Here is a 13,778-nt window from a genome sequence, read left to right as displayed (position 1 = left end):
AGACATGCGGAAATGCAAGAAACTGCCGGGGCTGGTGCTCGGGATGGGGCTGATGGCGGTGCTGGCGGGCTGTGCCGGGGAGCCGGAGGAATGCGAGCCCGGGGTCAGCAATATCAGCGAGATGGCCACGGTCACGGCGCCGGGCTGCTGAGCGCCCGGGCGAAAGCCTGGACTGGCGCCCGCGAGATCCTTGCCGGCAGTCGGCCCTGTCGTTGTCGCGGCGGGGGAGGATCGGCGGAACAAGACAAGGGCCGGTGGATCGCCACCGGCCCTTGTCTTCGGGTAGAGGATCCGGTCAGTCCTTGTTCATCCTGTTATCGATGAGCTCCTCGACGACGGAAGGGTCGGCGAGGGTCGAGATGTCGCCGAGGGAGCCGAAATCGTTCTCGGCGATCTTCCTGAGGATGCGGCGCATGATCTTGCCCGAGCGGGTCTTGGGAAGGCCCGGCGCCCATTGGATGATGTCGGGCTTGGCGATCGGGCCGATCTCGGTGCGGACCCATTTCTCGAGCTCCTTGCGGAGCGCGTCGGTCGCCTCGACCCCGTTCATCAGCGTCACATAGGCGTAGATGCCCTGGCCCTTCAGCTCATGCGGATAGCCCACCACCGCGGCCTCGGCCACCGCCTGATGGGCGACAAGGGCCGATTCCACCTCGGCCGTGCCCATCCGGTGGCCCGAGACGTTGATCACGTCATCGACCCGGCCGGTGACCCAGTAATAGCCGTCGGCATCGCGCCTGCAGCCGTCGCCCGAGAAGTAATAGCCCTTGTAATGGCTGAAATAGGTCTCCTGGAAGCGGTCGTGATCGCCCCAGATCGTGCGCATCTGCCCGGGCCAGCTGTCCTTGAGGCAGAGCACGCCCTCGGCCTCGGTGCTGTCGATCTCGCGGCCCGATTCCGGCTCCAGCACCACCGGCTGCACCCCGAAGAAGGGCCGGGTCGCCGAGCCGGGCTTGGTCGGGGTGGCGCCGGGCAGCGGCGTCAGCAGATGGCCGCCGGTCTCGGTCTGCCACCAGGTGTCGACGATCGGGCAGCGGCCCTGGCCGATATGGGTGTTGTACCATTCCCAGGCCTCGGGGTTGATCGGCTCGCCGACCGAGCCCAGCACCTTGAGGCTCGAGAGATCGTATTTCTCGACCCACTCGGTGCCCTGGCCCATCAGCGCCCGGATCACGGTGGGGGCGGTGTAGAACTGGTTGACCTTCAGGTCCTGGCAGATCTGCCAGAACCGGCCCGCATCGGGATAGGTCGGCACGCCCTCGAACATGACGGTGGTCGCGCCATTGGCGAGCGGGCCATAGACGATGTAGCTGTGGCCGGTGACCCAGCCGACATCGGCGGTGCACCAGAACACGTCGCCCTCGTGATAGTCGAAGGTGTATTCATGGGTCATCGCGGCATAGGCGAGATAGCCGCCCGAGGAATGCACCACGCCCTTGGGCTTGCCGGTCGAGCCCGAGGTGTAGAGGATGAAGAGCGGATGCTCCGCAGCCAGCTCGCGCGGCGGGCAGTCGGGGCTGGCATGCTCCATCAGTTGCAGCACATCGACATCGCGGCCCTGGATCCAGGAGGTCTGGTCGCCCGTGTGCTTGACGACCATGCAGCGTACCTTGTCCGAGCAGTGCAGCAGCGCGGCATCGGCATTCGATTTCAGCGCGGTCTTGCGCCCGCCCCGGGGGGCGGTATCTGCGGTGATGACGACCTTGGCGCCGCAATCGTTGATCCGGTTCGCGAGACCATCGGCCGAGAAGCCCGCGAAGACCACCGAATGGATCGCCCCGATCCGGGCGCAGGCCAGCATCGCATAGGCCGCTTCGGGGATCATCGGCATGTAGATGACCACGCGGTCGCCCCGCATCACGCCCTGGCTCAGCAGGACATTGGCCATCCGGTTCACCTTCTCGTGCAGCTCGCGATAGGTGATGTGCCGGACCGGCGCGTCGGGCTCGTCGGGCACGAAGATGATCGCATCCTGATCGCGCCGGGTTCTCAGATGGCGGTCGATGCAGTTCGAGGCCACGTTCAGCGTCCCGTCCCGGAACCAGTGGATCTCGACCTGCCCCATCTTGAAGGTGCTGCGCTTGACCTCGGTATAGGGTTTGATCCAGTCCAGCCGCTGCCCGTGCTCGTCCCAGAACCCCTCCGGGTCCTCGACCGAGCGACGGTACATCGCATCATATTTCGCCGAGTCGATATGCGCGCCCGACACGAAATCCGGGTCCGGCGGGTAAACATGCTCAGTCATCTCCAGAACTCCCTCTGACTGACTTTATCCTGTAGCGGGGCCGCCGCCCTTCTTTCCGGGGCGTGCGGTCTAGATCGCGAGGTATTCCGCCCTCAATTCGGCGTTGTTCAGGACCTCGGCGGCCGATCCGTCGAAAACGATCTGGCCTGTATCGAGTATGACGGCGCGATCCGAAAGTTCCAAGGCCCGGATCGCGTTCTGCTCAACTATGACGGTCGTGATGCCCTGTTCCTTGATATGAACGAGTGTTTTTTCGATTTCGTCAACAATGACCGGTGCAAGCCCCTCATAAGGCTCGTCGAGCAGCAGTACCTTGATGTCGCGCGCCAGGGCCCGGGCGATGGCCAGCATCTGCTGTTCGCCGCCCGAGAGCGTCACGCCCTCCTGCTTGCGGCGTTCGCCGAGCCGGGGAAAAAGATCGTAAAGCCGTTCGATCGTCCAGCCCACCGGCGGCACGATCTGGGCAAGCTGCAGGTTCTCCTCGACGGTGAGGCCGGGAATGATCCGGCGGTCCTCCGGCACCAGCCCCAGACCCGCCGCACTGGCCTGATGCGCGGCCATGCTGTGCAGGGGCGCATGGTCGAGCCAGATCTCGCCATAGGTGAGCTGGGGGCTCGCCAGCCGGGCGATGGCGCGCAAGGTCGAGGTTTTGCCCGCGCCGTTCCGGCCCAGAAGCGCCAGGATCTCGCCCTCGTGGACGTTGAAGCTGACGCCCTGCACGATGTAGCTTTCGCCGTAATAGGCATGCAGGTCATAGACCGACAGGAAGGCCGGTGCCGTCGCGGCCTGGTTCGCGTTCTTGTTGAAATCGGGTTTGACGTTCATCCGGTCCTCCTCAATGGGCCTGGCCCAGATAGGCTTCCTGCACTTTCGGATGGCCCTTGATCTTCTCGGGCACATCCTCGACCAGGGGCGTGCCCTGGGCCAGAACCGTGATCCGGTCGGCGAGGCTGAACACGACATGCATGTCATGCTCGATGATCGCCAGGGTGATGTTGCGGGTGGCCTTGATCTCTTTCAGCAGGTCGATGGTGTTGTTGGTATCGGCCCGCGCCATGCCGGCGGTCGGCTCGTCGAGCAGCAGGAGCCGCGGTTCCTGCACCAGGCACATCGCCATCTCGAGCCGCCGCTTGTCGCCGCGCGAGAGGCTTGCGGCCTGCATGCCCGCCTTGTCGAGCATATGGACGTCCTCGAGCATCTGTTCGGCCCGGGCCATGATGTCCTTTTCATGCGCCACTGTCTCGAAGGCATGCATCCGGAAGGCCCCGTCCCGCTTGGCGAAACAGGGGATCAGGACATTTTCCAGCACCGTCAGGTCGCCGAAGATCTCGGGGGTCTGGAACACCCGCGAGATGCCCATCTGGTTGATTTCGTGCGGCTTGCGCCCCAGCACCGACTGGCCGTCGAACATCACCGATCCGGTATCGGGGATCAGCTTGCCGACGAGGCAGTTCAGAAGCGTCGACTTGCCCGCCCCGTTCGGCCCGATGATCGCATGCACGCTGTTCTCGGCGACCGAGAGGTTGACGTCTCCCAGAGCCTGCAAGCCCCCGAAGCGCTTGTTCACGCCCTTGACTTCAAGAATGCCCATCGCTCGTTCTCCTCATTCGGCCACATGCGGGGAGGTGTGGGGGCGGTGCTCGGGATCCTTCCGCCGCGGCCCGCCGGTCTTGTGCCGGCGCCGGAACAGGTTCCGCAGCCGCTGCATCCCCTCGACCAGCCCGCCGGGCAGGAAGATCACCACCAGCATGAACAGGATGCCCAGCGTCAGGTGCCAGCCCTTGCCCACGAAGGGGTGGAAACAGGCGACCACGAAATCCTCGAGCCCGTCGGGCAGGACCGCGAACCAGGAATGCAGGACGCCATCGTTGATCTTCGAGAAGATATTCTCGAAATACTTGATGAAGCCCGCCCCCAGCACCGGCCCCATCAGGGTGCCGGCGCCGCCGAGAATGGTCATCAGGACGACCTCGCCCGAGGCGGTCCACTGCATCCGTTCGGCTCCTGCCAGCGGGTCCATCGCCGCCAGCAGTCCGCCCGCAAGCCCGGCATACATGCCCGAGATCACGAAGGCCGCCAGCGTGTAGGGCCGCGAATTGAGCCCGGTATAGTTCATCCGGGTTTGGTTGGTCTTGATCGCACGCAGCATCATCCCGAAGGGCGAGCGGAAGATCCTCAGGCTGATATAGAAGGCCAGGATCGCCATCAGCGCGCAGAAATAATAGCCGATATTGAAGGTGAAGACCCAGCCGCCGAGGTTCAGCTGTGCCGAGTCCCGCATTACCAGCCCGAACAGATGCGGGCTGCTGGGCGCGCCGCCGGTGGCCAGGATCTGCGGGTCGCTGGCATAGACCTGCAGCCCGGTCTCGCCATTGGTGATCGGCGTCAGCACCGAATAGGCGAGGTTGTAGCTCATCTGCGCAAAGGCCAGCGTCAGGATCGAGAAATAGATGCCCGAGCGGCGCAGCGAGATGAAGCCGATCAGAAGCGCGAAGGCGGCCGAGATCACCACCGAGAGCAAAAGCCCCGGCAGCACGTTGTAGCCCAGAAGCTTGTACATCCAGACCACCGTGTAGGAGCCCACCCCCAGGAAGGCGGCATGGCCGAAGGACAGATAGCCGGTCAGCCCGAACAGGATGTTGAAGCCGATGGCGAAGATCCCGAAGATCGCGAATTTCTGCATCAGGTCGGGATAGCCCGCGTTGAACTGGGCAAGGCTCGAGCCTTCGGGGAAGGGTTGCAACAGGATCGGGGTCAGCAGGGTCAGCGCGATCACGATCAGCAGGAAACGGGTATCTCTGGCACTCAGTCCGAACATTGGGTCAGTCCTCCATCACGCCCTTGCGGCCCATCAGCCCGCGCGGCCGGGTCAGCAGGATCACGATTGCCACGAGGTAGATGATCACCTGGTCGATGCCGGGGATCAGGCTTTTCACCTCGTTCATCGAGGCGAAGCTTTGCAGGATGCCCAGCATGAAGCCCGCCAGCACCGCGCCGGGCAGCGAGCCCATGCCTCCGACGACGACGACGACGAAGCTGAGCACGAGGAAATCCATCCCCATGTGATAATTCGGCGCGAGGATCGGCGTGTACATCACGCCCGCCAGCCCCGCCACGGCGGCCGCGAGCCCGAACATCAGCGTGAAGCGGCGGTCGATGTCGATGCCCAGCAGGCCCACCGTCTCGCGGTCGGCCATGCCCGCGCGGACCACCATGCCGAAGGTGGTGAATTGCAAAAAGGCGAAGACGCCGCCGATGATTGCCAGCGAGAACAGGAAATAGACCATCCGCCAGTAGGGATAGATGATGATATTGGGGTCGAAGCCCAGAAGCGTGCCGAAATCGAAGCTGCCCGAGAAGGCCGGCGGCGCGCCGGTCTGGATCGGGTTGGCGCCGAAGAAATACTTGACGATCTCCTGCAGCACGATCGCGAGACCGAAGGTCACCAGGATCTGGTCGGCATGTGGGCGCTTGTAGAAATGCTTGATCAGCCCGCGCTCCATCGCGAAGCCGAGCGCGATCATCACCGGGATCGCCAGCAGGATCGCGAAGGGCACCGACCAGTCGATGATCGCGCCGCCCATCCCGGGGCCGAACCAGTGTTCGACATAGGGCACCTCGACCTTCAGCGGATTGCCGAGAAAGTCGGTGCGGGTCGGGTCGATCTCTTCATAGGACAGGCTCAGCAGGCGCTGCATCGAGACCGCGCAGAAGGCGCCGATCATGAACAGCGCGCCATGGGCGAAGTTCACGACCCCCAGCGTGCCGAAGATCAGCGTAAGCCCCAGCGCGATCAGCGCATAGGCCGAGCCCTTGTCGAGCCCGTTCAGGATTTGAAGGATAATGGCGTCCATGGTCCCATCCGTGCATTGAGGGAGCGTCGGACCCGCCGGGTCCGGGGCGCGGTCCGGACCGCGCGCGAAGGGCGCGGCCCGGCCGGTATGTCAGGCAAGGGGGCGGGCGCTCAGGCGCCGTTGTTGCACTGGCCGAGGGTCGCCTCGGCGCCGCCGAACATGGGATGATCCGGGGGATAGGTGACGTGATCGACCGGCGTCACCTCGACGATCTCGAGGATGTCGTATTTGGTCGAGGGGTCGTCCTTGCCCTTCATGACCAGCACGTCCTTGAAGCACTGATGGTCCTCGGCACGGTAAAGGACCGGGCCGTTGCCCATGCCGTCGAATTCGAAGCCTTCCAGCGCCTCGGCCACCGCACAGGGGTCGAACGAGCCCGCGCGGGCCACCGCATCGGCGTAAAGCAGGGTCTGGACATAGCAGGTATGGGCCGAGTTCGACGGCGGCCGGCCGTATTTCTCGCCGAAGGACTTGACGAAGGCCTTGGTGCCCGGGTCGGACAGCTGCCAGTTCCAGTTCATCGAGCCGTAGACGCCCTTAATGTTGTCGCCCGCGCCCTCGGCCATCAGCTCTGAATAAAGCGGCACCACGATCTCGAAATTCTTGCCGTTGACCTGCTTGTCGCGCAGGCCGAACTGCACCGCCTGGGTGATCGAGTTGATCATGTCGCCGCCGTAATGGTTCAGGACCAGCACATCGGCGCCCGAGTTCAGCACCGGCGCGATATAGGACGAGAAATCGCCCGCGCCGACCGGGGTCAAGACGTTGTTGACGGTCTGCCAGCCGATCGCCTCGGTCGAGGCCTGGATCGATTCCTGCTGGGTGTAGCCCCAGGTGTAATCGGCGGTCAGGTGATAGGCGCGGCGGTCGGTACCATAGGCCTTCTCGAGTACCGGCGCCAGCGCCGCGCCCGACATGTAGGCGTTGAAGAAGTGGCGGAAGCCGTTCTTCTTGCGGTCCTTGCCGGTGGTGTCGTTGGAATGGGTCAGGCCCGCCATGAAGATGATGCCGGCCTCCTGGCAGAGGCCCTGCACCGCGACCGCGACGCCCGAGGACGAGCCGCCATTGATCATGACGACGCCGTCCTTCTCGATCATCGCCTTGGCGCTGGCACGGGCGGCATCCGACTTGGTCTGGGTATCGCCGGTCACGTAATCGACCTGCTTGCCAAGGATGCCGGTGCCGTCGAGCGCCTTCGAGCTGAAGGTGTTCAGCATGCCGCCATCGCCCATGCCGTTCAGATGCTCGACCGCCAGCTCCTGGGCGCGAAGCTCGTCGAGGCCCTCATCGGCATAGGGGCCGGTCTGCGGGACGTTGAAGCCGAACTTGACGGTGCTGCCGCTGGGCGCATTGGTGAAGGCGCGGGCCCGCGAGGTGAAGATCGTGGGCAGCGCAAGGCCCGCTCCGGCATAGGCCCCGGTCTTGATCACGCCACGGCGTGTCAGGGTCGGTCTGGTCATGGGCATCCTCCCGTGATGCTTGAATGTCGGTCCCCTGCCTCCTCTTGCTCGGGGACCGGCTCTTTACAAAGCATCCCCAGTATCGGGGGCGCTGCGAAAACATGGCAACAACTGCTTTTCCGCGCTTGATTTTTTTGTAAACAATTACACAGGTCCATAGAGGGTGGCGTAAAGAAATTGTCGTGCAGTCGCAGAAAGCCCTTGGCAAAAATAAGGATTTTCGGATGCCGCGCAGCGCCCTGACCGGGACCAGGATTCGCGAACGCCGGACGATGATCGGCATGCGACAGGCCGATCTGGCCAGAATGGCCGGAATATCCCCGTCCTATCTCAATCTGATCGAGCATAATCGCCGCAGAATCGGCGGCAAGCTTCTGGTCGAGATCGCCCGCAACCTCGATGTCGAGGCCTCGGCGCTGACCGAAGGCGCCGGTGCGGCGCTGATCGAGACCCTGCGCGAGGCGGCGGCGGGTCAGGATGCGGCCGAGGCCGATCTGCCCCGGATCGAGGAATTCGCGGGCCGGTTCCCGGGTTGGGCGGGACTGCTCGCCGAGCGCCACCGCCGGGTGCGCGAGCTCGAGCGCACGGTCGAGATGCTGACCGACCGGATGACCCATGACCCGTTCCTGTCGGCCTCGCTGCACGAGGTGATCTCGGCGGTGACCTCGATCCGCTCGACCGCGGCGATCCTGGCCGATACCGAGGATATCGACGCCGAGTGGCAGCGCCGCTTCCACCGCAATCTCAGCGATGACAGCCGTCGTCTGGCCGAAGGGGCGCAGGCGCTGGTGGCCTATCTCGACGAGGGCACGGAAGATCCGGGCGTGCAATCCTCGCCGCAAGAGGAAGTCGAGGCCTTCCTGCGGGCGCGCGACTGGCATCTGCCAGAGCTCGAGCGCAGCCTGCCGCCCGATCCGGCGCGGATCGTGGCCGAGGCGCGCGAGCTGACCTCGGCCCCCGCGCGCGAGCTGGCACTGGCGCATCTGAAACGCTACCGCCGCGATGCCGAGCTGATGCCGCTGCAGCGCTTCGCCGAGGCCGCGCGCGGCGCCGGGCTCGATCCGGGCGCGTTGGCCCAGGCCTTCGGCGTCGATCCGGGCGCGACCTTTCGCCGGCTGGCCGCGCTGCCCGCAGAGCGCGCGGGCGGGTCGGTCGGGCTGGTGGCCTGCGACGGCTCGGGCACGCTGACCTTCCGCAAGCCGGTCGAGGGCTTCGCGCTGCCCCGCTTCGGCGCGGCCTGTCCGCTCTGGCCGTTGTATCAGGCATTGTCGCGGCCGATGGCGCCGGTGCGGGCGGTGGTCGAGCTGGGCGGCGCGGCGCCGCAGCGTTTCCTGACCTATGCGATCTGCCAGCCGGCACTGGCGGCGGGGTTCGACGGGCCGCAGGTGCTCGAGGCGGCGATGCTGATCCTGCCCGAGGGCACGGTCGCTCTGCCGCGCCTGGCGCCGCAGCCGGTGGGCACGTCCTGCCGGATCTGCCCGCGCCGGGGCTGCGTCGCCCGGCGCGAGCCCTCGATCCTGGCCGATGGCTTCTGAGCAGGGGTTTTGACAGGGCGGGGCTTTGGCATGATAGTCGGGACACAAGCGGGGCGCGAACGCCCGCACGGGGAGGGAAGGGACCGGGGATGGACAAGCGTGTCCTGCTGATCGAGGACGAACCGAACATCATCGAGGCGATCCGCTTCATTCTGGCCCGGGACGGCTGGCGCGTCGACACCCATGCCGATGGCACCACCGCCTTCGCCCGCGTCGCCGAGACCCGCCCCGATATCGTGATCCTCGACGTGATGCTGCCGGGCCGGTCGGGCTTCGACATCCTGCGCGACATCCGCTCGGATACCGGTCTCGGCGCGCTGCCGGTGCTGATGCTGACCGCCAAGGGGCAGGTCAAGGATCGCGACCTGGCCGAGCGGATGGGCGCGAGCCGCTTCATGGCCAAGCCGTTCTCGAATACCGAGGTCCTGGCCTCGGTGCGGGAACTGACGGGCGCCTGAGATGGCGCGCGCGCCGCTGTTCCTGGCCCGCGAGGGATACCGGCGGCGTCGCCTCGCGGACATGGCGCGGGTTTTGCCGGTGCTTGGGGCGGCGCTGTTCCTGATCCCCGCGCTCGATGCCGAGGAGGGGCTCGGCTCGGGCATGCTGATCTTTCTGTTCTCGGCCTGGTTCTGGCTGATCCTCGCCTCGGCCTTCGTGTCCTCCCGCCTGATCCGCGCGGTGCCGCGCGAGACCGACGAGCCTTCCGGCGAGGCGCCATGATCGCCTTCGACATGCTGGTCGCGATCTGTCTCGTCTATGTCGCGCTTCTGTTCGGCGTCGCCTTCCTGGCCGAGCGCCGCGGCGCGCGCGGCACCAATGGCTGGCTGCGTTCGCCCGTGATCTACACGCTGTCGCTGTCGGTCTACTGCACCGCCTGGACCTTCTACGGCGCTGTCGGCTATGCCGCGCGCTCGGGGCTCGAATTCGCCACGATCTATCTCGGGCCGACACTGGTGCTGATCGGCTGGTGGTGGACGCTGCGCAAGCTGGTGCGGATCGGCAAGACCCAGCGGATCACCTCGATCGCCGATCTGATCTCGTCGCGCTACGGCAAGTCGAACATGCTGGGGGTCATCGTCACCCTGATCGCGGTGGTGGGCACGACGCCCTATATCGCGCTTCAGTTGCAATCGGTGACGCTGTCCTTCGCGGTCTTTGCCGCGGCGGGCGCCGACGGGCCCTGGCAGCCCACCGATCTGAAGGCCGCGGCCTTCAGCGTGGCGGCCGGGCTGGCTGTCTTCACCGTGATCTTCGGCACCCGCAACCTCGATGCCAACGAGCGCCATCACGGCGTCGTCACTGCCATCGCGGTCGAGGCTGCGGTCAAGCTGGTCGCGCTTCTGGCGGTCGGGCTCTTCGTGGTCTGGGGCATCGGCGGCGGCGCCCAGGCGACGCTGGCGCGGATCGAGGCCTCGCCGCTGGCGGGCATGCCGCTGGCGCCCGGCCGCTGGATCGGACTGACCTTCCTGGCCGGGGCCGCGATCCTGACCCTGCCCCGGATGTTCCAGGTGCTGGTGGTCGAGAACGAGGACGAGCGTCATCTGGCCACCGCCGCCTGGGCCTTTCCGGCCTATGTCTTCCTGATGAGCCTGTTCGTGGTGCCCATCGCCGCGGTCGGTCTGGCCGAGATGCCGCCCGGCGCCAATCCCGATCTCTTCGTGCTGACCCTGCCGCTTGCCCGCGGTCAGGACGGGCTGGCGACGCTGGCCTTCCTCGGCGGGTTCTCCTCGGCCACATCGATGGTCATCGTCGCGGCCATCGCGCTCTCGACCATGGTCTCGAACCACATCGTCATGCCGCTTTTCCTGCACTGGACGCGTGCGGGGGCCACCATGTCGGGCGATGTGCGCAAGCTGGTCCTGCGGGCGCGGCGGCTCTCGATCGGGGGCGTGCTGCTTCTGGGCTATCTCTACTACCGGCTGACCGGCGGCAGCGAGGCGCTGGCCGAGATCGGTCTGATTTCCTTCGCGGGGGTGGCCCAGTTCCTGCCGGCGCTGCTGGGCGGGATCCTGTGGCGCGGCGCGACCCGGGCCGGGGCACTGGCCGGGCTGACCTTTGGCTTCGCGCTCTGGGCCTATACGCTGTTTTTGCCCAGCTTCGGCGAGGGCGCCGTCATGAGCGCGGGGCTGCTGGCCGACGGCCCCTGGGGCATCGGCTGGCTGCGGCCGCAGGGGCTGTTCGGGCTCGACGGGCTCGATCCGCTGGTCCATGCGGTGGTGTTCTCGATGGGCGCCAATGCGCTGGCCTTCACGCTGGTCTCGATGCTCGATTTTCCCGGCCCGATGGAGCGGCTGCAGGCCGCGCAATTCGTCAATGTCTTCGATCATTCCCCGGCCGGGCAGGGCTGGAGCCAGGGGCGGGCCGAGGCCGAGGACCTCTTGCTGATGGCGCAGCGCATCCTTGGCGCCGACGATGCCCAGCGGCTGTTCCAGCGGGCCGCCATCGATCAGGGCAAGCAGGGCTATCTGCCCGACCCCACCCCTGAATTCCTGCAACGGCTGGAGCGCAAGCTGGCCGGATCGGTGGGCGCGGCCACGGCCCATGCGATGGTCGGCCAGATCGTCGGTCGGTCCTCGGTCTCGGTCGAGGATCTGATGAGGGTCGCCGACGAGACCGCGCAGATGATGGAATATTCGAGTCAGCTCGAGGCCAAGTCCGAAGAGCTTGCCCGCACCGCGCGCCAGCTGCGCGAGGTCAACGAGAAGCTGACCTCGCTGTCGGTGCAGAAGGATGCCTTTCTCAGCCAGATCAGCCATGAGCTGCGCACGCCGATGACCTCGATCCGGGCTTTTTCCGAGATCTTGATGGAAAACGACGATCTCCCGCCCGAGCGTCTGGTCGACTATTCCCGGATCATCCATCAGGAAAGCATGCGCCTCACCCGGCTGCTCGACGACCTGCTGGATCTGTCGGTGCTGGAAAACGGCCAGGTCTCGCTGCATCCGCAACCGGTGAGCCTGTCCGATCTGCTCGACCGCTCGGTCGCGGCGGCCGGAGGGGGATCCGGGGGCGGCGGCTCGGGGCGGGCGTCGATGACGATCCGGCGCGATCCGGCCGCCGAGCAGGTGGCGCTCGTGACCGATGGCGACCGGCTGAGCCAGGTCTTCATCAATCTCGTCACCAATGCGCAGAAATACTGCGATGCCGCCGAGCCGGTGCTGACGATTTCGGTGGCCGAGGAAGACGGCGCCGTTGCGGTCGATTTCGTCGACAATGGCAGCGGCATCCCTGAACGCAGCCAGTCGATCATCTTCGAGAAATTCTCGCGCCTGACCGATCCGCGCAAGGCCGGCGGCGCCGGGCTGGGGCTGGCGATCTGCCGCGAGATCATGCTGCGGCTCGGGGGCGCGATCGTCTATCTGCCCGGGCAGGGCGGCGCCGCCTTCCGGGTGACGCTCCCCCTTGGCTGTGCCGACGCCGCCTGAAATCGGTCGCATTTTAGAGGCAACCCTTTCTAAACCCTGAGCGGTCTATCACCGGAGAGAACCCATCGGGAACGGCGATCGAGAACGGACGCGACATGGCGGAAAACGGACATCATGCAATCCTGCGACGCATTCTCGGCGAAGACCGGGTGTCGCTGGGCGGCGCCCGGGGGGGCGGCAATAACGGTGCGGCCGCGCTCCGGCTCGAGATGGCGCGGGCCACGCGCGATGCCTTCGGACTGACCGCCCTGGTCGAGGAGTGCAAGGCCGAAAAGGCGGGCCTGCCCGAGATCGAGGCCGAGATCGGGCCGGGCGCGTTGCCGATCCTTCTGCGCACATCCGACGGGCGGCTCGGTCTCGTGGTCTATTCCTCCGAACTGGCGCTGGCGCTGCTCGAATGGCGGCTGATCGGGTTCCTGTCCGAAACCGCGCCACCGGAACGGACATTGACGGCGACCGATGCGGCGGTGCTGGCCGATCTGACCGACCCGGTGCTCGAACGTTTCGGCCGCGCCATGAAAGAGGCGGATGGCGTCGACTGGGCCAGTGGCTATACTCAGGGCGCCCGGATCGAGGATCCGCGCCATGTGCCGCTGATCATGGCGTCCGGACGCTACCGGCTTTACCGGCTCAGGCTGGTGGCCGGGCGTGGTCGCGCGGGCGGGCTGATCATCGCCTTGCCCGAGGCGGCGCCGGTCGTTCGCCCCAGGACCGCCGGGAATGTCGCGCGGCCCTGGCCCGAGGCGCTGCGCGCAGGCGTTCTCGGTGCCGAGCTTTCGCTCAACGCGGTGCTCTGGCGCAGCCGCGTTTCGGCCGCGGCCATCGCCCGGTTCCGCCCTGGCGATCTGATCCCGCTCCCCGCCGCGGCGCTGAGGGCGGTGCAACTCGAAGGGCCGGGCGGTGTCGTGATCGCGGGCGGGCGGCTTGGCCAGGCGCATGGCGACCGGGCGATCAAGCTCGACAGCGAAGGTGGCGGCACCGAGGTGCCGGGTTTCGAGGCGCCGCAGCTTGGTTCCGCGCTGCCAATGGGCGAACCGGGGTTCGGTCTGGACGACGAGGGCGGTCTCGATTTCGCGGCCGAGGGGCTCCCGGCCGACGGGCTCGATCTGGGGGGCGAGGAATTCCCCTTCGATCCGGCAGGGCTCGACAGCGATCTCGAGAATGCGCTTGAAAATGGCCTCGACGGGGACGGGTTTGGCGCGGCGCCGCTCGATCTGTCGGAGGACTTCCCCTCCGTGTCGGCCTGACGGCAAAAGCCC

The 13,778-nt window shown here is 66.4% G+C and carries 12 protein-coding genes and 1 pseudogene; 7 read left to right on the top strand and 6 right to left on the bottom strand.

From position 1 onward, the window contains the following. Positions 1-4 precede the first annotated feature (4 nt). On the top strand, positions 5-151 hold the full coding sequence (locus tag ACK8CO_RS04330; protein ID WP_155773955.1) for a hypothetical protein: 147 nt from the start codon (positions 5-7) through the stop codon (positions 149-151). A 144-nt stretch (positions 152-295) separates the two neighbouring features. On the opposite strand, the gene acs is transcribed toward ACK8CO_RS04330, so the two are convergent. From acs to ACK8CO_RS04300, 6 genes are all read right to left on the bottom strand, one after another. Further along, positions 296-2,245: an acetate--CoA ligase gene (acs, locus tag ACK8CO_RS04325; protein ID WP_414898273.1), complete on the bottom strand. Its 1,950-nt coding sequence runs from the start codon at positions 2,243-2,245 to the stop codon at positions 296-298. A 69-nt stretch (positions 2,246-2,314) separates the two neighbouring features. Continuing rightward, positions 2,315-3,070, bottom strand: a complete 756-nt coding sequence (locus tag ACK8CO_RS04320) for an ABC transporter ATP-binding protein (protein ID WP_080615626.1) — start codon at positions 3,068-3,070, stop codon at positions 2,315-2,317. Positions 3,071-3,080: 10 nt separating this feature from the next. Next, positions 3,081-3,836: an ABC transporter ATP-binding protein gene (locus tag ACK8CO_RS04315; protein ID WP_414898272.1), complete on the bottom strand. Its 756-nt coding sequence runs from the start codon at positions 3,834-3,836 to the stop codon at positions 3,081-3,083. Positions 3,837-3,848: 12 nt separating this feature from the next. Further along, positions 3,849-5,063, bottom strand: a complete 1,215-nt coding sequence (locus tag ACK8CO_RS04310; protein ID WP_414898271.1) for a branched-chain amino acid ABC transporter permease — start codon at positions 5,061-5,063, stop codon at positions 3,849-3,851. A gap of 4 nt (positions 5,064-5,067) precedes the next feature. Further along, positions 5,068-6,099, bottom strand: a complete 1,032-nt coding sequence (locus ACK8CO_RS04305) for a branched-chain amino acid ABC transporter permease (RefSeq protein ID WP_080615629.1) — start codon at positions 6,097-6,099, stop codon at positions 5,068-5,070. 110 nt (positions 6,100-6,209) lie between these two features. After that, a complete protein-coding gene (locus ACK8CO_RS04300; RefSeq protein ID WP_080617960.1) occupies positions 6,210-7,559 on the bottom strand; it encodes a substrate-binding protein in 1,350 nt (449 codons plus the stop codon). A gap of 224 nt (positions 7,560-7,783) precedes the next feature. On the opposite strand from ACK8CO_RS04300, the pseudogene ACK8CO_RS04295 reads away from it, so the two are divergent. From ACK8CO_RS04295 to ACK8CO_RS04270, 6 genes and pseudogenes are all read left to right on the top strand, one after another. After that, positions 7,784-7,957, top strand: a pseudogene (locus ACK8CO_RS04295) (helix-turn-helix domain-containing protein); the annotation flags it as partial. A gap of 195 nt (positions 7,958-8,152) precedes the next feature. Next, entirely contained in the window at positions 8,153-9,094 is a 942-nt protein-coding gene (locus tag ACK8CO_RS04290) for a short-chain fatty acyl-CoA regulator family protein (RefSeq protein ID WP_414898987.1), read from the top strand. An 89-nt stretch (positions 9,095-9,183) separates the two neighbouring features. Beyond that, positions 9,184-9,552, top strand: coding sequence for a response regulator transcription factor (locus ACK8CO_RS04285; protein ID WP_080615631.1), 369 nt, complete (start codon positions 9,184-9,186; stop codon positions 9,550-9,552). A gap of 1 nt (position 9,553) precedes the next feature. Then, on the top strand, positions 9,554-9,814 hold the full coding sequence (locus tag ACK8CO_RS04280; protein ID WP_414898270.1) for a hypothetical protein: 261 nt from the start codon (positions 9,554-9,556) through the stop codon (positions 9,812-9,814). Beyond that, positions 9,811-12,519 carry an ATP-binding protein gene (locus ACK8CO_RS04275; RefSeq protein WP_414898269.1) on the top strand — a complete coding sequence of 903 codons (2,709 nt, stop codon included), beginning with the start codon at positions 9,811-9,813 and terminating at the stop codon, positions 12,517-12,519. Before ACK8CO_RS04280 ends, ACK8CO_RS04275 begins: the two co-directional genes overlap by 4 nt. A 95-nt stretch (positions 12,520-12,614) precedes the next feature. Then, entirely contained in the window at positions 12,615-13,766 is a 1,152-nt protein-coding gene (locus ACK8CO_RS04270) for a FliM/FliN family flagellar motor switch protein (protein WP_414898268.1), read from the top strand. The last annotated feature ends 12 nt before the right edge of the window (positions 13,767-13,778 follow it).

This window comes from Rhodovulum sp. HP10 (assembly GCF_047553435.1).
GTDB lineage: Bacteria > Pseudomonadota > Alphaproteobacteria > Rhodobacterales > Rhodobacteraceae > Rhodovulum.
Note: the sequence above shows the minus strand (reverse complement) of the source record. Positions and strands in the feature narration are given on the sequence as shown.

Bases quoted from the DNA above. Each gene is read 5' to 3' on its own strand.
- ACK8CO_RS04290 (WP_414898987.1), top strand. From the start codon at position 8,153: ATGCTGACCGACCGGATGACCCATGACCCGTTCCTGTCGGCCTCGCTG.
- ACK8CO_RS04300 (WP_080617960.1), bottom strand. From the start codon at position 7,559: ATGACCAGACCGACCCTGACACGCCGTGGCGTGATCAAGACCGGGGCC.
- ACK8CO_RS04305 (WP_080615629.1), bottom strand. From the start codon at position 6,099: ATGGACGCCATTATCCTTCAAATCCTGAACGGGCTCGACAAGGGCTCG.
- ACK8CO_RS04285 (WP_080615631.1), top strand. From the start codon at position 9,184: ATGGACAAGCGTGTCCTGCTGATCGAGGACGAACCGAACATCATCGAG.
- ACK8CO_RS04320 (WP_080615626.1), bottom strand. From the start codon at position 3,070: ATGAACGTCAAACCCGATTTCAACAAGAACGCGAACCAGGCCGCGACG.
- ACK8CO_RS04270 (WP_414898268.1), top strand. From the start codon at position 12,615: ATGGCGGAAAACGGACATCATGCAATCCTGCGACGCATTCTCGGCGAA.
- ACK8CO_RS04275 (WP_414898269.1), top strand. From the start codon at position 9,811: ATGATCGCCTTCGACATGCTGGTCGCGATCTGTCTCGTCTATGTCGCG.
- ACK8CO_RS04315 (WP_414898272.1), bottom strand. From the start codon at position 3,836: ATGGGCATTCTTGAAGTCAAGGGCGTGAACAAGCGCTTCGGGGGCTTG.
- ACK8CO_RS04330 (WP_155773955.1), top strand. From the start codon at position 5: ATGCGGAAATGCAAGAAACTGCCGGGGCTGGTGCTCGGGATGGGGCTG.
- ACK8CO_RS04310 (WP_414898271.1), bottom strand. From the start codon at position 5,063: ATGTTCGGACTGAGTGCCAGAGATACCCGTTTCCTGCTGATCGTGATC.
- acs (WP_414898273.1), bottom strand. From the start codon at position 2,245: ATGACTGAGCATGTTTACCCGCCGGACCCGGATTTCGTGTCGGGCGCG.
- ACK8CO_RS04280 (WP_414898270.1), top strand. From the start codon at position 9,554: ATGGCGCGCGCGCCGCTGTTCCTGGCCCGCGAGGGATACCGGCGGCGT.